This is a genomic window from Bradyrhizobium sp. RD5-C2, from assembly GCF_019972155.1.
In the GTDB taxonomy this organism is placed as follows: domain Bacteria; phylum Pseudomonadota; class Alphaproteobacteria; order Rhizobiales; family Xanthobacteraceae; genus Bradyrhizobium.
Genome location: NZ_BOVL01000007.1, coordinates 292,525 through 315,849, shown reverse-complemented (window position 1 = coordinate 315,849; position 23,325 = coordinate 292,525). Strand labels below are relative to the sequence as shown.

The window sequence follows — 23,325 nt, the reverse complement described above, 5'->3', positions numbered from 1 at the left end:
CCAGCCGTTGGCGCCGCTCTCGCCTTCGCGCAGGACCGCCGGCAGCGGCAGCAGCCGGTCGCGCCACGGCTCGCCGGCGGCGCGGGACACGGCGCCGCCGGATTTCGGCGACACGTAGATCAGGTCGGTGGTCTCTCCGGTCGCCGCGCAGTTTTCCAGGTCGAGCCCGAAGCCGAGCTCGGTCAGCATCGCGAGCTCGAACCGGATCAGGTGCACGGCGGCAACGCCGGCATCGTCGAAATCGTCGAGCGTCCCCTGCAGCATCTCGTAGATATCTTCATGCGGATCGCGCTCCGGCAGCAGCCGCGCCAGCGCCGCCAGATGCGTCACGCCATAAACCGCGTGCGACGAGGCGAGCAGCGTCGCCGCCCGCAACCGCGTGCCTTCCAGCGCGTACATGCCGAGATGCTCATCGAGCCGCGCCCGCCACACCGCGGTGACGCTGTTGCCGGGCTGCAGCAGCGGCCGCATCCGCGAACTGGCGCCGCCGCGCACGAGGCCGAGATGGCGGCCGTGCTCGCGCGTCAAGAGCTCGACGATGGCGGAGGATTCGCCATGCCGCCGCACGCCCAGCACGATGCCTTCGTCGGTCCATTCCATGAAAGGGAGACTACAGGATTCCAGCGCACCGCGCAGTCATCATGCGCCGTCACGCCGACGGGCGGCAGCGCTTGCATAATTTCGGAATATTAGAATTGTAATGCTGAGTTGCCCGACGTGTCAAGTTGCCTGGCCGAGCGCCCGTCGCCACCGGCTACTTTGCATGGGGTTGTTTTCGATATTTTGGCAGCGCGCGCCCTGCGCACCGCCCTTTACGCGTTGAACCAGCCCTGCGCGTCGCCAGTGAAGGAGTAATACAGTCCGGCCGCGGTCAGGATACAGGACACCACCTCGATGGCGCTGTCGAGCTCGAGGCCTTTTTCGCCGATCACCTGCACCAGCGAGATCACCGACAGCACCAGCATCGCGCCGAGCGCCCAGCGCGGCCAGTTCTTGCGGTGCTGCGCGGCGAGCCGGACGAAATACACCAGCAGCAGGATCATGCAGCCGGCAGTCAGCGTCTCACCGGTGATCATCTGATCGGTCCTCACGTCGGTCGGCGTGCGGTCCTGGAACGCCACCGACAACGCGTCGAGCGTCAGCGACAGATAGAGCAGCACCTCAAACCACAGCACATTTCTGGGCACGTTCATTGCTTTAGGCACGCTCACTGCTCTGGGCACATTCGGGCGCCGGCTCATTCCTTGGGGAAGTCCAGTCCCATTTCCTTGTAGCGGTCGGGATCGTCGCCCCAGTTCTCGCGCACCTTGACGAACAGGAACAGGTGCACAGGCACGCCCATGATCTCGGCGATCTCGGCACGCGCCTGCGCGCCGATCGACTTGATGGTGGCGCCGCCCTTGCCGAGCACGATCTTGCGCTGGCTCTCGCGCTCGACAAAGATCGTCTGCTCGATGCGGATCGACTTGTCCTTGCGGTCGGTCCAGCTGTCGGTCTCGACCGTCGACTGGTACGGCAATTCCTGGTGCAGATGGCTGTAGATCTTCTCGCGGGTGATCTCGGCCGCCAGATGCCGCATCGGCGCATCCGACATCTGGTCCTCGGGATAGAGGAACGGTCCCGCGGGCACCAGCTTGGCCAGCGCCTCGCGCAGGTCGGCAACGCCGTCGCCCGACAGCGCCGAGATCATGAAGGTGTGCTCGAAGCGCATCCGCTCGTTGGCGGCCTGCGCCAGCGCCAGCAGCTTCTCGCGCTGCACGAGGTCGACTTTGTTCAGCACCAGGATCTTCGGATGCGCGACGGTTTCGAGCTTGGCCAGGATCGCGTTGGCCTCCTCGTCGATGCCCGACTTCGCATCGAGCAGCACGCAGACGAGATCGGCGTCGTGGGCGCCGCTCCAGGCGGTCGACACCATGGCGCGGTCGAGCCGGCGCCGCGGCGCGAAGATGCCGGGCGTGTCGACCAGGATGATCTGCGCGTTGCCCTCGATCACGATGCCGCGGATCAGCGCACGCGTGGTCTGCACCTTGCGCGACACGATGGTGACCTTGGAGCCCACCAGCGCGTTGACCAGCGTCGACTTGCCGACATTGGGCGCACCGATCAGCGCGACGAAGCCACAGCGCGTCGCGTCTCCCTGCCCTTTGGCTTCGTCAGTCATTGGTGCCGACGCCTTCACGCTCGATCATCGCGGATGCTGCTGCTTTCTCGGCCGCCCGCTTGTTGCCCCCGAGGCCTTCGGCGGAGGCCAGGCCCGGCAGGTCAACCGCAACGCGGAATTGTGGATCGTGGTGCGGGCCGGTGCGTTCGACCTCGCGATAGACCGGCGTCGGCAATCCCTTGCCTTGCGCCCATTCCTGCAACACGGTCTTGGGATCGCGCAGCGGGCGGCGCAGCTTGTGCATCCGCTCGGTCCAGTTACGCTCGACGAACTGACGCGCGGCCTCGTAGCCGCCGTCGAGAAAGATCGCCCCGATCACCGCCTCGCAGATATCGCCGAGCACGGATTTGCGCAGCCGCGCGCCCTCGACCGCCTTCACCATGCCGAGCTTGATGTCCTCGAGCAGCCCGAGCGACTTGGCGACGTCGGCGCAGCTTTCCTTGCGCACGAGATCGGCGAGCCGCTTCGACAACTCGCCCTCATCGGCCTTCGGGAACGCCCGGAACAGCATGTCGGACACGATCAGCCCGAGCACGTGGTCGCCGAGGAATTCCAGCCGCTGGTAGCTGTCGGCGCGGTTGCGGGTGGCGGGCTTCAGCGCGGAGACGTGGGTGAACGCGGTGGTCAGCAGCGCGGCATCCGAGAACGTATACCCGATGCGCGCCTCGGTGCCGGCGATCGCGGCCTTCTCTTCAGCCGCCTTGGCAGCCTTGCTGCGCCGCTTCTTCGGCGCGGCCGTGCTCTCGGCGGCGGGCGTCTGGCTCGGCTCGCCGGTGGGCGCTTGATCGTTGATGGCTGCGGTATCGTCGTTCATCGCACGATGGAGAATAGGCGATTCCACCGCACGGCGAACGGCCAGCGCCAGATCATCCAGGCCTGCTCGCCCTCGGCGATCGAGAAGAAGATCATCTGGGCACGCCCGATGATGTTCTCGAACGGCACGTAGCCGACCTGCGACAGGAAGCGGCTGTCGGTGGAGTTGTCGCGGTTGTCGCCCATCATGAAGAAATGCCCGGGCGGAACGGTGTAGACGATGGTGTTGTCCATGTAGCTGTTGTCGGTGCAGTCGAGCGACTCATAGCTGACGCCGTTCGGCAGCGTTTCCTTCCAGCGCTTGACCCGGGCGGTGGCGTCCGCCGAGCCGCAGGGATCCTCGCCGACGAAATCGCTCAGCCGCTCGCGCTTGATCGGCTCATCGTTGATATAGAGCAGCCCGTTCCGGACCTCGATGCGGTCGCCCGGCAGTCCGATGACGCGCTTGATGTAATCGGTGGAGTCATCCCGCGGCAGGCGGAACACCACGATGTCGCCGCGGTTCGGCTCCGAGCCGAAGATGCGCCCCGAGAAGATGTTCGGCGAGAACGGGATCGAATAGTGGCTGTAGCCATAGGAATATTTCGAGACGAACAGGTAGTCGCCGACCAGCAGCGTCGCCTTCATCGACCCGGAGGGGATGTTGAACGGCTGGAACAGGAAGGTGCGGATGACAAGCGCGATCAGAAGGGCATGGATGACGACGCGGATGGTCTCGCCCAAGCCGCTCTCAGATTTGGTCCCGGTGGTCGCGCTCATTGCTTTCCCAATTCCCGCGGGCCCAGATGCCCACGCGGTGGCAGAACGTTCTCTCCACGCGAAGCGTTCGACCCTCCGCGTGAGGAAAATGGCCTTGATTCTGATCTTGAGGGCAAATTCCGGCCTGAACCTGGAATCCGCGTCTCGCTCGATACCCTGCGGCGTTTTAGACGGTTGTTCGCAGGGGCGCAATCAAGCGCCGCCTCAAAACTTCGCAATTCATTGAAATGTCAATGATTTTTTAGTTTGCTGAAGTTTTCTGGCAGATTCTGGCGCCGCCCGCTCATCTGGCGGGAGCAACCGCCGAAATTATGACGAAGGCCTGCGCCAGCGGCCAATCGTCCGTGATCGAAAGGTCGATCTGCGCCTGCATGCCCTCGGGCGTCAGCTCCTGGAGCCGGGCCAGCGCCCCGCCGGTCAGCAGCATCGACGGCCGCCCGCCCGGCAGGTTCACCACCCCCATGTCCTTCCACCACACCCCGCGCCGGATACCGGTGCCGAGCGCCTTGGAGCAGGCCTCCTTCGCGGCGAAACGCTTGGCGTAGGTTGCGACCACCATCTTCTCGCTGTTGGCACGGCGCAACGCTTTGGCGCGTTCGGCGTCGGTGAAGATGCGATCGAGGAATCGTTCGCCGTGCCGCTCGATCACCTTCGCGATCCGGGTGATATCGATCAGGTCGGAGCCAATGCCGATGATCATGCGCTGACGGCGCCTTGCGCCCTGGCGCGGCCGCGGTCCATTGCCGCACGCATCTCGCGCACCGTGGCGGCGATGCCGACGAACAGCGCCTCGCCCATCATGAAATAGCCGATGTTGAGCTCGCGGATTTCTGGCAGCGCAGAGATCGTCTCCGCCGTCTCGTAGTCGAGCCCGTGGCCGGCATGGACCTCGAGCCCGGCCGCCTGCGCGAGCCTGGCGCCGGCGACGATGCGCTTCCACTCGGCCTCCGCCTTGTCCTTGTGACCGTCGACCACGGCGTCGCACCAGCCGCCGGTGTGGATCTCGATCACGGGCGCCTTCAGCTGCGCGGCCATCTCGATCTGCCGGGGATCGGCGGCGATGAACAGCGAGACCCGGATGCCGGCATCATTGAGCCGCGCGATGAACGGCGCCAGCGCATTGTGCTGGCCGACCACGTCGAGGCCGCCTTCGGTGGTTAGCTCCTGGCGCCGTTCCGGCACCAGGCAGACCGCATGCGGCTTGGTGGCGAGCGAAATCCGCAGCATGTCGTCGGTGGCCGCCATCTCGAAATTCAGCGGCTTGGAGATCTCGGCCTTGAGCCGCGCCATGTCCTCGTCGCGGATATGGCGGCGATCCTCGCGCAGATGCGCGGTGATGCCGTCGGCGCCGGCCGCGATCGCGGCAAGCGCCAGCCGCACCGGGTCGGGCCGCGCGCCGCCCCGCGCATTGCGCAGGGTCGCGACGTGATCGACATTGATACCGAGACGGAGTGGAGGAGCCTTCGACATGTCTCTAACCTGCAATTCTAGCGTGTCATGCACGGGCATAGCCGTCCGACGGACGGCGTCGCGTCCACTCGCCGATGCCCTGCGCATCCACCTTTACCCATTGACGCGCTCGACCTTGGCGACGACGGCCTTGGCGCGCAGCTGCGCGATGATAGCGCTGAGATGCTTGAGGTCATAGACCTCAAGATCGACGGTCAACTCCGTGAAGTCCGGCGACTGGCGCGACATGTGGATGTTGTCGATATTGCCGTCGTGCTCGGCGATCACGGTCGCGATCTGGGCGAGGCTGCCCGGCTCGTTGACATTGTGGATCAGGATGCGCGCGGGGAAGCGCTGCGGCATGGTCTCGTCGATGTCCCAGCGCACGTCGAGCCAACGCTCCGGCTCCTCCTCGAAATCCTTCAGCGCCGGCGACTGGATCGGATAGATCGTGATCCCCTCGCCCGCCGTGACGATGCCGACGATCCGATCGCCCGGCACGGCGCCACCGTTTGGCGCGAACTTCACCGGCAGGTCGGAATTGATGCCGCGCACCGGGATCACCGAGGCGGCGCGTGCCGGATGCGCCGCCGGCTGCGTCTTCAGCTTGGCGGCCATACCCTTCGCGCCGTAGCGCAGCAGCCGCTCTTCCTTGTAGTCGGGATACATCGCGCGCGCGACGTCGGAGGCCTTGATCTCGCCGCGTCCGACCGAGGCCATCACGTCCTCGATCGAGGTGCGCGCGAGCCGCGGCAACGCGCCCTTCAGCTTGTCGTCGGCATATTCGATCTTGGCGCGGGCAAACAGGCGGTCGACGATGCGGCGGCCGAGGCCGGCATACTGGTCGCGCACCGCATCGCGGGTGGCACGCCGGATCGCGGCGCGCGCCTTGCCGGTGCGGGCGAGCGCTTCCCAAGCCGACGGCGGCGCCGACTGCGCCTTCGAAGTCAGCACCTCGACCTCGTCGCCGTTCTGCAACTCGGAGGACAGCGGCGCGAACTTGCCGTTGATCTTGCAGCCGACCGCGCTGTTGCCGACGCCGGTGTGCACGGCATAGGCGAAGTCGATCACGTTGGCGTTGCGCGGCAGCGCGATCAGCTTGCCCTTCGGCGTGAAGCAGAACACCTGGTCGTGGAACAGTTCGAGCTTGGTGTGCTCGAGGAATTCTTCCGGGTTGGAACTCTCCGAGAGGATGCCGATGGTGTGGCGCAGCCAGGCGAAGGCGTTGGACTCGTGCTTCAGCCGCTCATGCGGCGAGCCCGCCCCTTCCTTGTAGAAGGCATGCGCGGCGATGCCGAACTCGGCGATCTGGTTCATCTCCTCGGTGCGGATCTGCAGCTCGACGCGCTGCTTGCCCGGCCCGATCACGGTGGTGTGGATCGAGCGGTAGTCGTTCTGCTTCGGCGTCGAGATGTAGTCCTTGAAGCGGCCCGGCACCACCGGCCAGGTGGTGTGGACGATGCCGAGCGCGCGATAGCAGGCGCCGACATCGTCGAGGATGACGCGGAAGCCGTAGATGTCGGACAGCTGCTCGAAGCCGACCGACTTGCGCTCCATCTTGGTCCAGATCGAAAACGGCTGCTTGCGGCGGCCGAACACCCGCGCGGTGATGCCGTTCTTCTGCAGGTTCTTGGAGAGCTGGGTTTCGATCTCGCCGATCAGGTTGCGGTTGCGCTCGGCCAGTGAATCGAGCCGCTGCTTGACCACCGCATAGGCTTCGGGATCGAGCACAAAGAACGACAGGTCCTCCAGCTCCTCGCGCATCTCCTGCATACCCATGCGGCCGGCCAGCGGCGCGTAGATATCGAGCGTCTCCTCGGCGATGCGGCGGCGCGAGGCCGGCGGCACGAATTCCAGCGTGCGCATGTTGTGCAGGCGGTCGGCGAGCTTGATCAGCAGCACGCGGACGTCGTCGGCGATCGCCAGCAGCAGCTTGCGCAAATTCTCGGCCTGCTTGGCCTCGCGCGACACCAGCTCCAGCCGCTTCAGCTTGGTCAGTCCTTCGACCAGCGCGCCGATCTCATGGCCGAACACATGGTCGATCTCGGCCCGCGTCGCCTCGGTGTCCTCGATCGTGTCGTGCAGCAGCGCCGCCACGATGGTGGCGTCGTCGAGCTTGAGGTTGGTGAGGATCGCGGCGACCTCAAGCGGATGCGAGAAATAGGGATCGCCGGAGGCACGCGTCTGAGTGCCGTGCGCCTTCATGGCGTAGACGTAGGCCCGGTTGAGCAGGTCTTCGTTGGTGTCGGGGTTATAGGAACGGACGCGTTCGACAAGGTCATATTGTCGCATCATTCGAGTCCGCGGCTTGGCCGGCCTCTCCGCCGCGGGCGACGCCGGCGCAACCGCGACCGTTTCGGTTGCAGCCTGCATCTGGATGGAACTGCGGCGTCGATACGCCATGAACTCGCTGCCTCTCGCGCGGGACCGGAACGTCCCGTCTCCTCAATCTAGTGCGCTTTCGAACGAAGCTGCACCCCGCGCGGGCCCTGGAACCATTCAATTTCCCGCGCCCGCATAGGACGCACCGTAACAGCGAAATTGTCAACAAAAGCAAAGGCCCGGAGCAATCTCCGGGCCTTTGGCAAATTGATCCGAGATGCGGAGCCGAACGACGAGCCTACTCGTCTTCCTCGGGCTGCTCTTCCGGGGGCGCCAGGCCCTCGAGGCCCTTCAGCAGCTCTTCCTCGGTCATGCGCTCGACCGCGACCTCGGTGTCGTCGGCGTCGACGCTGGCACCGGCGGAACCGATCAGCGGCACAGTGTCCGGCTCGGGCTCGTCGACCTCGACGAACTTCTGCAGGGAGTGCACGAGTTCCTCTTTCAGGTCCTCCGGCGAGATCGTCGAATCGGCGATCTCCCGCAGCGAAACGACCGGGTTCTTGTCGTTGTCGCGATCAACCGTGAGTTGCGATCCCGACGAGATCATCCGGGCACGATGCGCAGCCAACAGGACAAGGTCGAAACGATTGTCGACCTTATCAATGCAATCTTCGACGGTGACGCGAGCCATCTCGAGGCGCTCCGTGGTAAAAGGGACCAAACATGTAGGTTATGAGGGTTAGTTATAGGGCTAGTCCCCGTTTCGCAAGGTAAAATTTGTGATTTGCCTTCCCAACAGGCTCTGATAACCCCCTCTGCCGGGGCCAGAACGGCCGGAGCGTCTGACGACATGGCTAGGTTGCTGTCCCAGGCAAGTAAATCTCTTCATTGCAATGTCAAAGGTCTAGGCTTTTTGCCCTCGCCTCACCATAATTGCGGTGGTGACTGTCGTGGGGAAAGATTCACAGAACTTTAGGCAGCAACGCCGGAAATTACGCGCGGTTGATCACCGCCGCGCTAAGAACACTAACAACCACGCGAGAACACTTTGATGTCGTCACCTGTTTCCAACAAGATCGCGCTCTTCATCGATGGAGCCAATCTTTATGCAACTGCAAAGACGCTCGGCTTCGACATCGACTACAAGCGCCTTCTCAAGGAATTCCAGAGTCGCGGCACGCTGCTTCGTGCGTTCTACTACACGGCGATCATCGAGGATCAGGAGTATTCGTCGATCCGTCCGCTGATCGATTGGCTCGACTACAACGGCTACACCGTGGTCACCAAGGCGACCAAGGAATTCATCGACGCCAGCGGCCGCCGCAAGGTGAAGGGCAACATGGACATCGAGCTTGCCGTCGATGCCATGGAGCTGGCCGAGCACATCGACCAGATGATCCTGTTTTCCGGCGATGGCGACTTCCGCTCGCTGGTCGAGGCCGTGCAGCGCCGCGGCGTTCGCGTCACCGTCATCTCCACCATTGCGAGCCAGCCGCCAATGATCGCCGACGAGTTGCGCCGCCAGGCCGACGTCTTCACCGACCTCGTCGAGCTGCAATCCAAGCTTGGCCGCGATCCGTCCGAACGTCCGGCCCCGCGCGAACCGCGTCACCACTCCCCGCAATTCCTGCAGCGCGCGACCACCATGGCCCCCCGGGGAGCCGATGACGAATTCGACGAGTAATCTCGTCGCCGCCCCGACGCGTCCCGACAGCAACTGTCAGCTCTGTCCAAGGCTGGCCGATTTCCGCGCAGAGGCCCGCGCGCGCAACCCCGACTGGTTCAACTCGCCGGTGGAATCGTTCGGCGATCCGAGTGCGCGGCTGCTGATCGTCGGGCTCGCGCCGGGCATGCAGGGCGCCAACCGCACCGGCCGTCCGTTCACCGGCGATTATGCCGGTGACCTGCTCTACGCGACCTTGCTCGAATATGGTTTTGCCAGCGGCGTCTATCGGGCGCGGCCCGACGACGGCATGAAGCTGGTCGACTGTCGGATCAGCAACGCGGTGCGCTGCGTGCCGCCGCAGAACAAGCCGCTGCCGGTCGAGATCAACACCTGCCGGCAGTTCCTCCGCGCCACCATCGCCACGATGCCGAAGCTGCGCGCGATCGTGCTGCTCGGCCGAATCGCCCACGAATCAACATTGCGGGCGCTGGATGTTCGTTTGGCTGCCGCGCCCTTTGTGCACGGCGCCGTGCATAGCGCGGGCACTTTCAAGCTCTACGACAGCTACCACTGCTCGCGCTACAACACGAACACGGGCGTGCTGACGACCGACATGTTCCGCAAGGTCTTCGCGACCGTACGCAAGGAGCTCGGCTAGCGCCTTCTGCCGTATCCACTTCGCGAAGCGCGTATCCAGGTCGTTCGAAAACGTCTTAGCCCTTCGGCGGATTGTCCTTCAGCCATTCCAGCACGTCGCCGGCGTTCCGGTCGGGCGGGAACACCGGATAGAACACGTGCGTGATGCGCGCATCGTCGATCACAAGCGCGAGCCGCTTGATCAGCGTCAGGCCCGCCACCGACATCGTCGGCAATCTCAGCGCGTGCGTCAGTTCCAAGGCTTCGTCGGACAGCACCGGGAACGGCAGATGCAGGCGCGACGCCATCTCGGTCTGGTACGCATTGCTCTGCGTCGACAGCCCGAACACCTGGGCGGCACCAGCCGCCTTCAGTTCGGCGAACAGGTCGCGGAAAGCGCAGGTCTGCGGCGTACAGCCGCGGGCCCCCGGAATCATGTCCCAATCGTCGACCAGCCCGATCTTGCCGGGCTCGCCGGTTCGCGGATAGGCGAACACCACGGTGCGGCCCTCGAGCGCCGACAGCGCCACCGAGGTGTCGTCGGTGGCGCGCAGTCTGACCGGCGGGATCGTCATGCCGGTCAGATGCGCCGCGCCGCCATCGTCCGTGGGCGCCGGGATCTTGCTCCAGTCAACGTCGGTGAGGCTGCTCTGGTTCATCGGACCAATCTCCATCCGCCATCGTCGCAGTGACGGGACTCGGAACGCCCTAGCCCCGCGCCCGCATCAGGCGGCCCTTTTCGCGGCCCCAGTCACGCTTCTTCTCGGACTCGCGCTTGTCGTGCAGCTTCTTGCCCTTGGCGACGGCGAGCAGCAGTTTGGCACGGCCGCGCTCGTTGAAGTACAGCTTCAGCGGAATGAGCGTCATGCCCTCGCGGTCGACGGCCCCAAGCAGCTTGTTGATCTGCTTGCGATGCAGCAGGAGTTTTCGCGGCCGCTTCGGCTCATGGTTGAAGCGATTGGCCTGCAGATATTCCGGGATATTGGCGTTGATCAGCCATATCTCGCCGTCCTTGGAATCCGCATAGGATTCCGCGATCGTGCTCTTGCCGCTGCGGATCGACTTCACCTCGGTGCCGGTCAGCGAAATGCCGGCCTCGACGGTATCCTCGATGGCGTAGTTGAAGCGGGCCTTTCGGTTTTCAGCGACAACCTTGATCGGACGTTCGTTCTTGTCGGCCACGTTAGCCCTTCTTGAGGAGGTCGCGGATTTCCGTCAGCAGCACGACCTCGTCGGACGGCTTCGGCGGCTCGGCGGGCTTGGCCTCATCCTTGCGCTTGAACTGGCTCATGACGCGAATGACCATGAACAGCACGAAGGCGACGATCAGGAAATTGAGCGTCAGCGTGAGGAAATTGCCCCAGGCCAGCACCGCGCCCTGCTTCTTGGCGTCGGCCAGATTGGTCGCCGTCACGGTCTTGGAAAGTCCGGTGAAATAATTGGAGAAGTCGAGGCCACCCGTGATCGCGCCGATGATCGGCATGATGACGTCGCCGACCAGCGAGGTGACGATCGCGCCGAAGGCTGCACCGATGATGACGGCGACCGCGAGGTCGACGACATTGCCCTTCATGGCGAAATCGCGGAATTCCTTCAGCATGCCCATCCCCTTCTGTTCAACATTGCGCACAGTATTGTTCAAGGCGGTACCGGCCCGGTTCAGTTGATCAGGCCGGCATGCACCATGGCGCTGCGGACGGCCTGGCGGGTCGATTCAGAGACCGGCACCATCGGCAGGCGCAGCTTCTCGTCCAGCTTGCCGAGCAATGACATCGCATACTTCACCGGCGCAGGATTGCTCTCGATGAACAGGTTGGTGTGCAGCGGCATCAGCTTGTCGTGGATCTTCAGCGCGGTGGTGACGTCGCCCTTCTGCCAGGCGGTCTGGAACTCCGAGCACAGCCGCGGCGCGACGTTCGAGGTCACCGAGATGCAGCCGTGGCCGCCATGCGCCATATAGCCGATGATGGTGGCATCCTCGCCGGAGAGCTGGTTGAAGTCCTCGCCCATCGCGGCGCGCTGCTGCGACACCCGCACCATGCTCGCGGTCGCATCCTTGACGCCAGCGATGTTCTTCAGCTCGAACAGCCGCGCCATGGTGTCGACCGACATGTCGATCACCGAGCGCGGCGGGATGTTGTAGATGATGATCGGAATCCCGATCGCATCGTTGATGGCCTTGAAGTGCTGGTACATGCCTTCCTGGGTCGGCTTGTTGTAATACGGCGTCACGACCAGCACCGCATTTGCCCCGGCCTTCTCGGCGTGCTCGGCGAGCTCGATCGCCTCCTTGGTCGAATTCGAACCGGCGCCGGCGATCACGGGGACCCGGCCCTTGGCCTCCTCGATGCACCACTCGACCACGCGCTTGTGCTCGTCATGGCTCAGCGTCGGGCTCTCGCCCGTGGTGCCGACCGGCACCAGGCCGTGCGTGCCCTCGGCGATCTGCCAGTTAACGAGGCCGCGGAACGCCGCCTCATCCACCGCGCCGTTTTTGAAGGGCGTCACCAAGGCAGTGAATGATCCCCGGAATTTTGTCTTGGCTGCCATGGACTTCCTCCAAACGCTTCAGGCTAAAGGCTAGGTCGACGGACCCTTGTTGTTGTCTTGCTTCACGTCCGTGCAACCGGCATCCGGTTGATGCGAAACGCCATGAAAGGCAATTCATATCGGGTCTGACCGACAGGCGAAAGGGCCGTACCGAACCTATTCCCAGCCGGTTCCAGCCGCGATTTCGCCGTTGTGCTGGCGCAAACAGCCGCACCGGCAGGCTTCTTAGTATTTTGTCTACGTTTTCAATCAAATAAGAACCGATGGCCCAAACGACCAGATGATTCGGGGCCGCGGAGGACTTCTGTGATCCGTTCCGCCCGCGCAGGCACATTGCGATCGACGGCGCTGGCGACGAGCCTCGCGCTCGTCGTCGGCTTGGCCGTCATCACGGCCGATGCATGGGCCGCCGAGGATGTTCCAGTCGCAACGCCGGCCGCCCACGACGCGGCCTCCAAGACGGCTGCCTCGAAGAGCGCGGCTTCCAAGGGCGCCGCTGCCAAGACCGACGCTTCCAAGGCCGGCACCTCGAAGGCGCATGCTGCAAAGCCAACCGCCGCCAAGACCGGCGAGACCAAGACCGGCGGGACCAAGACGGATGCCGCCAAGGCGACTTCTTCGAAATCCGGCGCCGCGAAGGCCGACGGCGCCAAGGCCGCTTCTTCCAAAACCGACGCTTCGAAGGCCGCCGCGTCAAAAAGCATCACGTCCAAGTCCACTGAGGCAAAGACCACTGCGTCGAAGCCCGCTTCTCCTGCTGCGACAGGAAGCCTGCCGAACAAGCCGGCGCCCGTCCGCGCTGCCGCCCCCGCGCTGGTTCCGGCGACCCGCCAGCATGCCGCGCCGCTCGCGCGCAAGCCGGTGCTGCCCGCGGCCGTGGCCGCGACATCGTCGACGTCGCAGTCCGACAAGGAGGCGCTTGCGAGCGTCGTCGAGCTGCTACGCAAGCGCAAGACGGCAGACGCCACCGAGGCCGAGGCCTCGATCTCCGATCCGGTTGCGCGCAAGCTTGCCGAATGGCTGATCCTGCGCAGCGAGGACAATGGCGCCTCGGTCGAGCGCTACCGCGCCTTCCTCGACGCCAATCCGAGCTGGCCCTCGCAGACCTTCCTGCGCCGCCGCATCGAGGCATCGCTATGGGACGACCATCGCGACGATTCCGCGGTGTGGGCCTGGTTCCAGAATGAATCGCCGGTCTCGGCCAAGGGCCGGCTCGCACTCGCCAAGGTGATGATCGGACGCGGCGACCGCGGTAATGCCGAGCGCCTAGTGCGCGAGGCCTGGCGCAACGACCCGATGAGCGAGGACACCGAAAGCACCGCGCTCGACCTGTTCGGCTCGTTCCTGACCGCCGGCGACCACAAGGCGCGCATGGACACCATGCTCTACGGCACCGACAACGAGGCCGCCGGCATCCGCGCGGCCAGGCGTCTCGGCTCCGGCTATCTGGCGCTCGCCAAGGCGCGCATCGCCGCCAACCGCAAGGGCTCGAACCTGCGCGCGCTGCTCGAAGAGGTGCCGCGCGAACTCTCCGGCGACGCCGGCTATTTGTTCGCCAGGATTCAGCTGCTCCGCCGCGAGGAGAAGTTCACTGAGGCCGCGCAGCTGATGCTGAGCGCGCCGAAGGACGCCGCGCGGCTGTTCAACGTCGACGAATGGTGGGTCGAGCGCCGCCTGCTGGCGCGCAAGATGATCGACGTCAACGAGTTTCGCACCGCCTATCTGATCGCGCGCGACGCGGCGCTGCCCGCCCGCGACATCTACAAGACCGAGCAGGAATTCACCTCAGGCTGGATCGCGCTGCGCTTTCTCAACGACCCCGCCCTCGCCTCCCAGCATTTCGCGCGGATCGGCGTCGGCAGCGCCAACCCGACCGCGCTGGCGCGTGCCGGCTATTGGCAAGGCCGCGCCGCGGAAGCCGCCGGCCGCGGCCAGGAGGCGCGCGCCGCCTACGCACGTGCGGCCGAGCAGTCGACCAGCTATTACGGCCAGCTCGCGCGCGCCAAGCTCGGCCTGCCGCAGATCGAATTGAACAGCGCGCCGCGCGGCCGCGGCGCCGACCGGCTGGAAATCGTGCGCGCGGTCGGGCTGCTCTACGAAATCGACGCGCGCGAGCTCGCGATCCCGATCTTCGGCGACATGGGCGACAATGGCGATCCGGAGGCGCTGGCCGGCCTCGGCGAACTCACCGCGCGCCATGGCGATGCTCGCGGCATGCTGCTGATGGGCAAGGCCGCGCTCAATCGCGGACTGCCGTTCGATCATTACGCCTATCCGGTGAACGGCATTCCATCGTTCCGCCAGGTCGGACCGGAGGTCGAGCCGAGCGTCGTCTACGCGATTGCGCGTCAGGAGAGCGCGTTCAATCCGGCGGTGGTGTCGCCGGCCCAGGCCTACGGCCTGATGCAGGTGACGCCGGACGCCGGACGCTACGTCTGCAAGCGCGCCGGCATCGGCTTCGACCTGAACCGGATGAAGACCGATCCGGTCTACAACGCGATGCTCGGCGCCGCCGAACTCGGCGGCCTGCTCGAGGACTATCGCGGCTCCTACATCCTGACCTTCGCCGCCTACAATGCCGGCCGCGGCAGCGTGAAGAAGTGGATCGAGCGCTATGGCGACCCGCGCGATCCCAAGGTCGACGCGGTCGACTGGGTCGAGCTGATTCCGTTCTCGGAGACGCGGAACTACGTCCAGCGGATCATGGAGAACCTGCAGGTCTACCGCGCCCGCTTCGGCGGCGGGACCAGATTGCAGATCGACGCCGACCTGCGCCGCGGCGCCAGCGTGGAATGAGCCGGCGCGGCCGGTTTTCAACAGTCTTGCGAGGGGCTGCGTTCAAGCCCGGCGAAAAATCACACTAACCCATTGTTCTATCTATCGTTTCATCCATCAATCGGTCCCACGCCTGCAAGCCGCTACCCTATATGGAGGCTCTGCGCCCGCTCCAGGGCGGCCGGCGGCTGAGTTGCCACCAAATCACCTTGTCGCAATCTGAATCTGCCGCTTGCGGCTCAGCGCCCACTCGGGCATATCGGCGCCATTGGAGAGGTGGCCGAGTGGCTGAAGGCAACGCTTTGCTAAAGCGTCATACGGTCTCAAGCTGTATCGAGGGTTCGAATCCCTCCCTCTCCGCCACCCTTCGCCTGTTGGCCAGGCCCCGGAAGCGTCTGCAGACCGGGTGCCGCTGATATCCGACACCCCACTTTGATCCGATGGTTCGCTAGCCGCCCAAGCCCCCGTTTGGCGCTGACTGGTCGTCACCTCCGCGTGAACGAAACATCATTCCCGGTGCGTTGAAGCGAGCGCGAAACAAACCGCGCGCAGCATTCGCTACGTTTTTCATCACCTGAATGTTTCCGGAGTAAAGCCATGCAGCAGGACAGTGGCATTCAATTCCAGGATATCGCCCAGGTTTTGCGTAACGCCCAGCTTCGCCGATCCGCCGATCTGGCTCCCTGGTTACGGCAACGCTTCTCATCCAAGGCCCGCAGGTTCGTCATCGCAACTTCGCTGGCTTGCATGGTTGTTGTGCTGGCGATCGTTGCTGCCCCACGGCCGGTCTCGAGCGCTGCGCTTGGCAGCGATTGGCAATGCAGCAAGGCAGCGTTTGTCATGACGACCTGTCGTCAATCCGACCCGGCGCGCTCCTAGCAGGCGCCGGCGGCGTTGATGGAACGTTGCCCTTAGCCCGGCGTTGCGTAGGCGGCGACGGGACGCTCGCGAGGGCAAACGGTCCCCTCGTCGACCGATCGATGTCGACGCAATGCCGCAACATCGCGAGCAACTTATGTCCTTTGCGAGCCGAGCCCCATGAACAAGCACAGGCAAACCTATTTTCGCAATTCGCTGGATCTGCGCGACAAGGTCCAAGTCAAAATATTGAGGAAGCGCCTCAAGGTCTCCGATCAACAATTTGCTTCAATCGTTCGAAAATCGGGTCCCTCAATTGCCGCTATCACCAAGGAAGCAAAGGTGACCTGAGCCAACAGTTCGAAGAGGTCGGACGGTCGCGACGTCAATTGGCTGGCGAAACCACCTGGCCGGCGACACCGTAGCTGGACAGCCGGCCGCATTCTTCCATTTTGGTCCTGTGGGCCGGCTGAGGCCGTTCGGTCTGTCCCAGTCACGGACGGCCTCACTTTTGAGTTTCATCGATGAATTGCGTCCGGGAGAGCCGAGGTGGAAGTCACAGCTTCCCCTCGGCTTGATTATTTGGCATCAAATCATCATGGAGCCCGCACGAAGTATCCGCCGGCTGGTCGAGGTCGGGCTGAAGGCAAAGACACAAAATGGACGGCCCGAGTCGTGCTCTCAGGTTAGCGGTCTGCTTCGCACTGGCGGTTGTCCTGCCTGCTGCCCAGTCGCCGCCAGCCGTGCATTCGCCGGACGAGCGGCGTGTGGTCGACAAGGAATGTCGTGATGTCCTGCCTGCGCAGGCAAAGATACAGGCATGCCTCAACCTGCTGAGCGATCGTCGGCTCTCGACTGCCTATATTGTGCCGATTAACGGCGAAATATCGAGCACCTTCCAAAGCCTGCGGGACTACGACAACGCCATCAAATACAAGAAGATCGAAATTGAACGCGCGCACAGCGCGGCGAAGCAACCTGCTTCTTCGGCCGAAGCACTTCCTGCAAGTTTCGGCGCGATGTCTCAACGTTACACCGAACTTGGAACACTCCAGGCGCTCAATCGCCTGACCAGCTTCAACAGTCAGTCGGATGAAGCGCGCCGAGGCGCCGCTGAGGAGCAAAGCAACTACAATATGGCGCTTCAGTACAACCCGATGAACTACAGGGCATATCGATACCGGGCGGAAATTCACAGCCTGTTCTGCGATAGCGCGTCTGCCTCCCAGGACATGGAGGCAGCGGTCAAGTTTGCTGAACAATCCGGAGATCAGAATGCCGCTCGAGACTACAAGCGCGTCACGCTAAGCGCTTGCGTACCGGCTTGGCGCCGGGAATAGCCTGCGAGACCCATCGGATTTTCGTCCGGCCGTATTCTTACGGCCCCGCTCCTGGCAGGCGACTTGCGATGTGCCCGTGAATAGTTCGGCGCCGGCTGTTCGCGGTGTACCGAACTCGGACATTCGGAGCACGCACATGAACATGCATCATCGTTTTGAGACAGCTCGCGCAAGCACCGGACGAGAGTCGACGGTCAGGAAGATGCTGTCCGATCTTGTCCTGGCCTGCCAGCAGATCGAAGCCGACATTGCGACCGAAGAAGCGCGCGCGGGAATTCATGATCGATCGGACACAAGGTATCCGATTTTGGCAAGGTCGCTCCACGAGCGGCACGACAATCTCAAGGGAACCATCGCCATGCTCGAAGAGCGTGTCACGAGCGATCTCTGCACAAGCTGATCACCGACGCAGCATCGCTCGATCCGTTGACCAACCTCCTGTTCGATGGAAGAGAGGTATCCGTCCGTCTCCGCTAGCCCCTTTGCAACCGGTACAGGATCTCAGAAGCAAAGGGGCCTGCCTGAAGCAGGCCCCTGCCACCTCACTGCACTCCGAAGCACTGCCGCTTGCCGTCGTTGGGGCAGTAGAAGCAGGCTTTCGACGAGTAACCCGACAGGTCTCCAGCCTTGTTCAGGGTATAGTTGCATCCTGCGGTTCTGTCGCACGCCTTCACGACTGCACCGATGGGGGCGGCGGAAGCCGACTGACCGAACGTGAACAGAGCAATCGCGGTTGCGACGGCGAAGCTCAGTGAAACTGAACGCATGATTTACCCTCCTCCACAATTGGGCCGACGCACCATTGCATCGCCTTGGCCGACACGCTCCCAAAACTGCTCTGCGAGCGATGTGAGGCGGGTCACTCAGCGACGCGGCACCGGCGTCAGCCGCTACCACGGGTGGATGGATCGAGATTCCGGTTCTCGCCTGGCGGGATCGGCCCGTAGCCGGGATATCTGTACCAGCCAGGTGCGACCACCTCTTCGCTCGGACGAATGATGAGGTGTTGTCGCACACGCCGATGATGTGCAGGTGCCGAGTCGGCAACCGCACTCCACAGGATCACAAGAGGCAACGTCAAGACCAAGGCAACACGCATTGCGATCACTCCGTTTCACCGAACAAGTGACCGCCGACCGCGGCGCTCTATTCTGGCCCGGCCCTTCACATGTGATCAAAACCGCGAGATCGCTGATGTAGAGCCTGCGCGTTATCACGCAGAGTGAGCCCGCTGACGTCTAGGGGCGCGCCTCTGCCGAGCGAGGCGTTGATGCCCATTCTGCCCAGTACTTCAGGAGCGGGATCGCGCTGCCAACCCAGCCTCCCGCCATCTTGGCCTCTTCCTCGCGATCCAACATGCCCGCGGCAGCAGAAAGTTCGCCGATGGAATAGCGCCGTGATGGACACAGGATTTCGCTCGCTTGCGCCCAGCAATCCCACTCGCCAATCGTTACGCCACCCAGCGCCCCCGTCTTGCGGTTATAGAGAACTGCCTTGGGTGATGAATTGGAGACGATGGCAAGCCAGTTTGGGTCGCTCGCTATGCCGGTCGCGTAAAAGGTCGACTCGTCGCCAAACAAGTCTCCGCGGGCGGGCATCGTCAACAGCGTGCCGTCACTCGCCGCCAGCGCGCCATAGGCTGCACGCACAGTCTTGTCGAACATCCGATAGCTCGGCGCATCGAACTGGACGGATCCGCGCGACATCACCGAGGGGTATCGAAATCGCGATTGATCAGCGATGTAGTTCCATCGTGGGTATCCGAACTCGAAAGAGGTTGTCACGGTTCCGCTGATAGCGACGAGCCTGTCCTGGTAGGTGGACAGAATATAGACTGCGTCCTTGTCCCGATAGGCACAGAACGGCGCGGACAGATTTGCATGGGTCGGACCGTTCGCGCCGAACACGTCCTTTAACTGAAAGCCCTTCGTCATCGTGAAAACGACGCCGGACATTGGATCCGAACCGATCAGATCGCCTGTGCTTTCGTCTTCGTTGATGCAAGTGGCAAATTGAATGGGCCAGGAGCCGATATTTGCAGTCCTGGCGAGCTCTTGCCCGGTTTCAATCGACAGCTTGACAATGCTCGCCTGACCTGAGGCGAAGACCTCATCTCCGATAATCGTGATGCCGTGAGAGGCCAGCAGATCCCGCTTCCAGCGCGGAATCCATTTATCGTCCACGCGTTCGAACATGGACACCACGTTGCCGTCGTAGTCCGCCACGCCCATGAATCGACCTCCTCGCGAGATCGCCACTCCCTCCGCTCCCTTGATGCCGGCATCCGCTATCCGCTCGGTTAAACGAAGCTTTGCACCGGACGGCGTACGCTCGAGCTGGGCGACGATAATGTCCTCTCCAACGTAGTTCGCGATGAAGATCCTGTCGTAGAAGGCCGAATAGAACACGGCCGTTGGACTCCAGACAGGCAGTGCGACGTCGATCTCAAGCGGTACCGCGGTGCGCCGATCCTGGTCGAAGAGAAAAACATCCCGGTAGTTGGCGATCAGAAATTCTCGCGCCGAGATCTTGGTCATGGAGACCGGTGTCATCGGTGCATATTCGCTTTGAGGCAGCGAAACTTGGATCGAATTGCCCTGCAGATCGGGCGCAGGCTGACCGCGCTTCTGCGTGTCGATCACCGCACCAATATCCGCCCGCTGCTTGTTGACGGTCTGCTCCAGCTGATTTGCGGTCTGCTCCAGCTTGTTTGCAGCCTCGTCCTGCTTACTCGCAGCCTGCTCCTGCCTGCTCGCGGTCTGCTCTTGTCTGTTCGCCGTCTGCTCTTGCTTGTTCGCGGCCTGCTCCTGCGCGTCCAGGCGGCTGATGATGGTAGCTGTGCGTTGACCGCTGAAGAGCAGCGTCTCCGTCAGGAGATTTGCGGCGATCCTGATTTTGTGCGCGAACAAAGCCAGGACGATTGCGCCAACCAGAATCGCACCATACGCGATCTTCTTCTTTTTCATTACTCGCTCAAGATAACTATCGATGACGCGAGCAAACCGTCACGACTCGAAGTGAGAAGCTAGATATTCTTTAGTTTGATCGCGCTCGATGTGAAGCTCATGATCCAAATGGGCTATCAAACAAGCCGATTGGTAGTGATCGAACATCACTCAGAAAAGATTGGAAACATTTTCTCGCGTGTGGAGCTCTCGAGTTGTGCCCGCGCGATGTCACGCCGCCCGTACAGCGGAAAATGGATCAGTCATCACTGTGACGATAAGTCACAGCGATGGGATGATCGCGTCGTCATGCTCAAGCACGCTGCGCTCGCAACAGCGGCCGCGGAAACGCCTGCGCGCAGGCGACGCCGAGCAGCGCGAGGCCGCCGCCGATAACGTGGAAGGACCTGACGGGCTCACCCAGCATTGCGATCGCGGCCGCGGCGGTCAGCACCGGCAACAGGTTCATGAAGATCGCGCAGCGGTTCGGTCCAAGCTGCGCGACCCCGCGGATCCACAGGAACGGCAGCACCACCGAGGCCAGCGCGCCGGCATAGACGATCAGCGGCCAGGTCGCCGCGTTAACCTGCCGCAGCGGCGTCGGTGTCGCGAGGAACGCGGGAAACATCACGGCCAGCGCGCACAGTGCCTGCATGTAGGTGGATTGCCACCCTGTGATCGGTAGATTCCAGCGCTTCAAAAGCACGCCGTACAACGCATAGACGATCGCGGCCAGCAGCATCAGTGCGTCGCCCGCATGCACGCCGTTCTGCAACAGCGACGACAATTCGCCGCCGCTGACGAGATAGACGAGGCCCGCGAACGACAGCGGCGCGCCGCAGATCATGCCAAGCGTCGGCTGCTCGCCGAGCAACGCGGCGCTGAGCGCGACCGTCAATAGCGGCGTCAGCGCGGTGAACACGGCCATGTTGGTCGCAGTGGTGGTCTCGGCCGCGAGATACGACAGGCTCTGGAACAGGCACATCGCAAGGAAACCGAGGATCGCGAGCGGCCCGAGATGCGGCCAGATCGCGCGACGATTGCGCCAGGCTGCGCGCGCCACGAACGGAGACATCAAGAGCACCGCGACCAGCAGGCGATAGAAGGTAATTGCCTGCGGACCGATCGTGTGGGCAGAGAGACGCGAGACGATGACGTTGCCGGCCCACAGCACGATGGCAACGAAGGGATAGAGAAGTGCAGCATTCTTCTTGAGCATGGTCCGGCAGCGCGTTGGTGAAGGACGCACCAGCAACTACCTGTCGCGCCAAAGTCCGTCTCACGCTAGAATGACCTCACCTAGCGAGATTGGGACATGCGAGATGAAGACGTGTTGGACGAGCTGATCACACGGCACCTCGATTATCACGCCACGGCGCGGCCGATGGCGGCGATGGAGATCGACTATCCGGGCGGCACATCGACCGGCCTGCATGCGCATCCGCGCGGCCAGCTGCTCTATGCGATCGAAGGCGTGATGATCGTGCGCTGCGCCGAGGGCACCTGGGTGGTGCCGCCCAATCGCGCGGTGTGGCTGGTAGCCGGTCTCGCGCACGAGGTCCGGATGTGCGGCGCGGTCAAGATCCGCACCGTGTTCGTCGATGCCGACGCGGCTCCCAATCTGCCACAGACCAGCTCCGTGTTCACGGTCTCGCCGCTGCTGCGCGAATTGTTCGTCGCCGCGATGGCGGTGCCGCTGGATTATGCGCCCGCGACGTCCGACGAGCGCCTGATGCGCGTGCTGCTCGACCAGTTGCGCGAGATCGACGTGCTGCCGCTGCATCTGCCGATGCCGCGCGACGCAAGGCTGGCGCGGATCTGCGCGGCGCTGGTGGCCCGCCCGGACGATGCCTCCACCGCCGAGCAGTGGGCGCGCCGGCTGAAGCTGACGTCGAAGACGATCCATCGCCTGTTCGCCAGGGAGACTGGCATGACTTTCGGCGAGTGGCGGCAGCAGGCCCGCCTGCTGTTCGCACTCGAACGCCTCGCGCGCGGCGCGCGGGTGGTCGATGTCGCGCTCGATGCCGGCTATGCCAGCCAGAGCGCCTTCACCGCGATGTTCCGCAAGCATTTTGGCGTGCCGCCGAACGCGTTCTATCGATAGAGCGCGGCGGCTAGCGGTCCCCAAGCGCTGACTGCGCCGCCGGCCCCAATATCCATTCCCTGAACGCCGCGATCTTCGGAAGCCCCTGCCGGTTGTCGGGGCAGACGAGATAATAGGCGAACTCCTCCAGATGCGCGGTCTCGAGCAGCTGGATCAGTTCGCCGCTCTCGATCTCATTTGCGACCATCGCCGCCGGCAGCAGGCCCGCGCCCTGCCCGGTCAGCACAGCCTTCAGCAGCAGACCGCTGTCGTCGAACGAGGGACCGCGCGGCGTGCGCACCTCGGCGATGCCGTTGGCCTGAAACCACAGGCTCCACCCCTTGCGATCGGCGTCATGAACCTGCGGCCAGCCTGCGAGATCGCTGGGAGATGCCGGCCGTCCGAGACGCGCAGCCAGCGACGGCGAGGCGACCGCCACCATCTCGACCGTGACGACGCGATCGCTGCGCAGCCCCGGATACCGGCCGAGGCCGTGGCGCACCGCGACATCGACGCCGCTGCGCGAGAAATCGACCAGCGTGTTGCTGGTGACGATCTGCAGATCGATCTCGGGATGCGCCCCCTGGAACGACGCCATGCGCGGCACCAGCCAGGCCGACGCAAAGAACGGAGTAACGCTCACCGTCAGCGTACCGACGTCGACCGATGCAGCGACGCGGCGCGAGGCTTCCGCGATCTGGCGAAACGCATTGCGGATCGACGGCAGATAGTCGCGCCCGGCGTCGGTGAGATAGATGCCGCGCGGCACCCGCTCGAACAGCTTGACGCCAAGATGGGCCTCGAGCGTCTTGAGCATCTGGCTGACCGCGCCCGGCGTCACGCACAGCTCCTCGGCCGCGAGCTTCACCGAGAGATGGCGGGCGGCGGACTCGAACGCCTTGAGCGCGTTCAGGGGTGGAAGCCTGCTCTCCATGATTTAGATTTCCTAATCTGAATCGCGCAGCAAA

The 23,325-nt window shown here is 63.7% G+C and carries 25 protein-coding genes and 1 tRNA gene; 9 read left to right on the top strand and 17 right to left on the bottom strand.

Annotated features, from left to right (window positions below; translation table 11 throughout):
- From recO to rpoZ, 9 genes are all read right to left on the bottom strand, one after another.
- A partial coding sequence (recO, locus tag BraRD5C2_RS07080; RefSeq protein WP_223967571.1) for a DNA repair protein RecO occupies positions 1–600 on the bottom strand: 600 nt, incomplete at its 3' end.
- A 212-nt stretch (positions 601–812) separates the two neighbouring features.
- Positions 813–1,193, bottom strand: coding sequence for a hypothetical protein (locus tag BraRD5C2_RS07075; protein WP_176530905.1), 381 nt, complete (start codon positions 1,191–1,193; stop codon positions 813–815).
- Between the two features lie 44 nt (positions 1,194–1,237).
- Positions 1,238–2,161, bottom strand: coding sequence for a GTPase Era (gene era, locus BraRD5C2_RS07070; RefSeq protein WP_223967570.1), 924 nt, complete (start codon positions 2,159–2,161; stop codon positions 1,238–1,240).
- Positions 2,154–2,975: a ribonuclease III gene (rnc, locus tag BraRD5C2_RS07065; protein ID WP_050422613.1), complete on the bottom strand. Its 822-nt coding sequence runs from the start codon at positions 2,973–2,975 to the stop codon at positions 2,154–2,156. The genes era and rnc overlap by 8 nt, the downstream gene beginning before the upstream one ends.
- Positions 2,972–3,733, bottom strand: a complete 762-nt coding sequence (lepB, locus tag BraRD5C2_RS07060) for a signal peptidase I (protein ID WP_092114761.1) — start codon at positions 3,731–3,733, stop codon at positions 2,972–2,974. The genes rnc and lepB overlap by 4 nt, the downstream gene beginning before the upstream one ends.
- A gap of 283 nt (positions 3,734–4,016) precedes the next feature.
- Positions 4,017–4,433 carry a holo-ACP synthase gene (acpS, locus tag BraRD5C2_RS07055; protein ID WP_223967569.1) on the bottom strand — a complete coding sequence of 139 codons (417 nt, stop codon included), beginning with the start codon at positions 4,431–4,433 and terminating at the stop codon, positions 4,017–4,019.
- Positions 4,430–5,203, bottom strand: coding sequence for a pyridoxine 5'-phosphate synthase (locus BraRD5C2_RS07050; protein WP_223967568.1), 774 nt, complete (start codon positions 5,201–5,203; stop codon positions 4,430–4,432). The genes acpS and BraRD5C2_RS07050 overlap by 4 nt, the downstream gene beginning before the upstream one ends.
- Before the next feature lie 93 nt (positions 5,204–5,296).
- The gene (locus tag BraRD5C2_RS07045) at positions 5,297–7,585 is read right to left on the bottom strand and encodes a RelA/SpoT family protein (RefSeq protein WP_223967567.1); all 2,289 of its coding nucleotides are present in this window, start codon (positions 7,583–7,585) and stop codon (positions 5,297–5,299) included.
- A 217-nt stretch (positions 7,586–7,802) separates the two neighbouring features.
- On the bottom strand, positions 7,803–8,195 hold the full coding sequence (gene rpoZ / locus BraRD5C2_RS07040; protein WP_016844003.1) for a DNA-directed RNA polymerase subunit omega: 393 nt from the start codon (positions 8,193–8,195) through the stop codon (positions 7,803–7,805).
- Between the two features lie 360 nt (positions 8,196–8,555).
- On the opposite strand from rpoZ, the gene BraRD5C2_RS07035 reads away from it, so the two are divergent.
- Together BraRD5C2_RS07035 and BraRD5C2_RS07030 are read left to right on the top strand one after the other, a co-directional pair.
- Entirely contained in the window at positions 8,556–9,188 is a 633-nt protein-coding gene (locus tag BraRD5C2_RS07035) for a LabA-like NYN domain-containing protein (protein ID WP_028340981.1), read from the top strand.
- Positions 9,169–9,828 (top strand): uracil-DNA glycosylase, encoded by a 660-nt coding sequence (locus BraRD5C2_RS07030; RefSeq protein WP_223967566.1) that lies wholly within the window; start codon positions 9,169–9,171, stop codon positions 9,826–9,828. The genes BraRD5C2_RS07035 and BraRD5C2_RS07030 overlap by 20 nt, the downstream gene beginning before the upstream one ends.
- Before the next feature lie 55 nt (positions 9,829–9,883).
- Here BraRD5C2_RS07030 and BraRD5C2_RS07025 read toward each other — a convergent pair whose 3' ends face one another.
- The 4 genes from BraRD5C2_RS07025 to dapA are packed head-to-tail and all read right to left on the bottom strand — an operon-like array spanning position 9,884 to position 12,356.
- Positions 9,884–10,465, bottom strand: coding sequence for a peroxiredoxin (locus tag BraRD5C2_RS07025; RefSeq protein ID WP_223967565.1), 582 nt, complete (start codon positions 10,463–10,465; stop codon positions 9,884–9,886).
- Positions 10,466–10,514: 49 nt separating this feature from the next.
- The gene (smpB, locus tag BraRD5C2_RS07020) at positions 10,515–10,988 is read right to left on the bottom strand and encodes an SsrA-binding protein SmpB (RefSeq protein ID WP_097673428.1); all 474 of its coding nucleotides are present in this window, start codon (positions 10,986–10,988) and stop codon (positions 10,515–10,517) included.
- Between the two features lies 1 nt (position 10,989).
- Positions 10,990–11,406, bottom strand: coding sequence for a large conductance mechanosensitive channel protein MscL (mscL, locus tag BraRD5C2_RS07015; protein WP_223967564.1), 417 nt, complete (start codon positions 11,404–11,406; stop codon positions 10,990–10,992).
- A gap of 59 nt (positions 11,407–11,465) precedes the next feature.
- Positions 11,466–12,356, bottom strand: a complete 891-nt coding sequence (gene dapA, locus BraRD5C2_RS07010) for a 4-hydroxy-tetrahydrodipicolinate synthase (RefSeq protein ID WP_223967563.1) — start codon at positions 12,354–12,356, stop codon at positions 11,466–11,468.
- A 309-nt stretch (positions 12,357–12,665) separates the two neighbouring features.
- Between dapA and BraRD5C2_RS07005 the strand changes: the two genes are divergently transcribed.
- The 6 genes from BraRD5C2_RS07005 (at position 12,666) to BraRD5C2_RS06980 (ending at position 17,729) form a co-directional block, all read left to right on the top strand.
- The gene (locus BraRD5C2_RS07005; RefSeq protein ID WP_374707967.1) at positions 12,666–15,152 is read left to right on the top strand and encodes a transglycosylase SLT domain-containing protein; all 2,487 of its coding nucleotides are present in this window, start codon (positions 12,666–12,668) and stop codon (positions 15,150–15,152) included.
- Positions 15,153–15,401: 249 nt separating this feature from the next.
- A tRNA-Ser gene (locus tag BraRD5C2_RS07000) sits at positions 15,402–15,494 on the top strand.
- A gap of 234 nt (positions 15,495–15,728) precedes the next feature.
- Complete coding sequence (locus tag BraRD5C2_RS06995) at positions 15,729–16,010, top strand: hypothetical protein (RefSeq protein WP_223967561.1); 282 nt, start codon at positions 15,729–15,731, stop codon at positions 16,008–16,010.
- A gap of 159 nt (positions 16,011–16,169) precedes the next feature.
- On the top strand, positions 16,170–16,340 hold the full coding sequence (locus BraRD5C2_RS06990) for a DUF3606 domain-containing protein (RefSeq protein WP_223967560.1): 171 nt from the start codon (positions 16,170–16,172) through the stop codon (positions 16,338–16,340).
- A gap of 308 nt (positions 16,341–16,648) precedes the next feature.
- Positions 16,649–17,329 (top strand): hypothetical protein, encoded by a 681-nt coding sequence (locus BraRD5C2_RS06985; RefSeq protein ID WP_223967559.1) that lies wholly within the window; start codon positions 16,649–16,651, stop codon positions 17,327–17,329.
- Between the two features lie 136 nt (positions 17,330–17,465).
- Positions 17,466–17,729 (top strand): hypothetical protein, encoded by a 264-nt coding sequence (locus BraRD5C2_RS06980; RefSeq protein WP_223967558.1) that lies wholly within the window; start codon positions 17,466–17,468, stop codon positions 17,727–17,729.
- Positions 17,730–17,871: 142 nt separating this feature from the next.
- Here BraRD5C2_RS06980 and BraRD5C2_RS06975 read toward each other — a convergent pair whose 3' ends face one another.
- From BraRD5C2_RS06975 to BraRD5C2_RS06965, 3 genes are all read right to left on the bottom strand, one after another.
- Entirely contained in the window at positions 17,872–18,096 is a 225-nt protein-coding gene (locus BraRD5C2_RS06975) for a hypothetical protein (RefSeq protein WP_223967557.1), read from the bottom strand.
- Between the two features lie 471 nt (positions 18,097–18,567).
- On the bottom strand, positions 18,568–20,295 hold the full coding sequence (locus BraRD5C2_RS06970; protein ID WP_223967556.1) for a hypothetical protein: 1,728 nt from the start codon (positions 20,293–20,295) through the stop codon (positions 18,568–18,570).
- 292 nt (positions 20,296–20,587) lie between these two features.
- Positions 20,588–21,493, bottom strand: a complete 906-nt coding sequence (locus BraRD5C2_RS06965) for a DMT family transporter (protein ID WP_223967555.1) — start codon at positions 21,491–21,493, stop codon at positions 20,588–20,590.
- A gap of 96 nt (positions 21,494–21,589) precedes the next feature.
- On the opposite strand from BraRD5C2_RS06965, the gene BraRD5C2_RS06960 reads away from it, so the two are divergent.
- Entirely contained in the window at positions 21,590–22,378 is a 789-nt protein-coding gene (locus BraRD5C2_RS06960; protein ID WP_223967554.1) for an AraC family transcriptional regulator, read from the top strand.
- Positions 22,379–22,388: 10 nt separating this feature from the next.
- Here the strand turns inward: BraRD5C2_RS06960 and gcvA are convergent, their stop codons facing one another.
- Positions 22,389–23,291 carry a transcriptional regulator GcvA gene (gene gcvA / locus BraRD5C2_RS06955; RefSeq protein ID WP_223967553.1) on the bottom strand — a complete coding sequence of 301 codons (903 nt, stop codon included), beginning with the start codon at positions 23,289–23,291 and terminating at the stop codon, positions 22,389–22,391.
- Positions 23,292–23,325 lie beyond the last annotated feature (34 nt).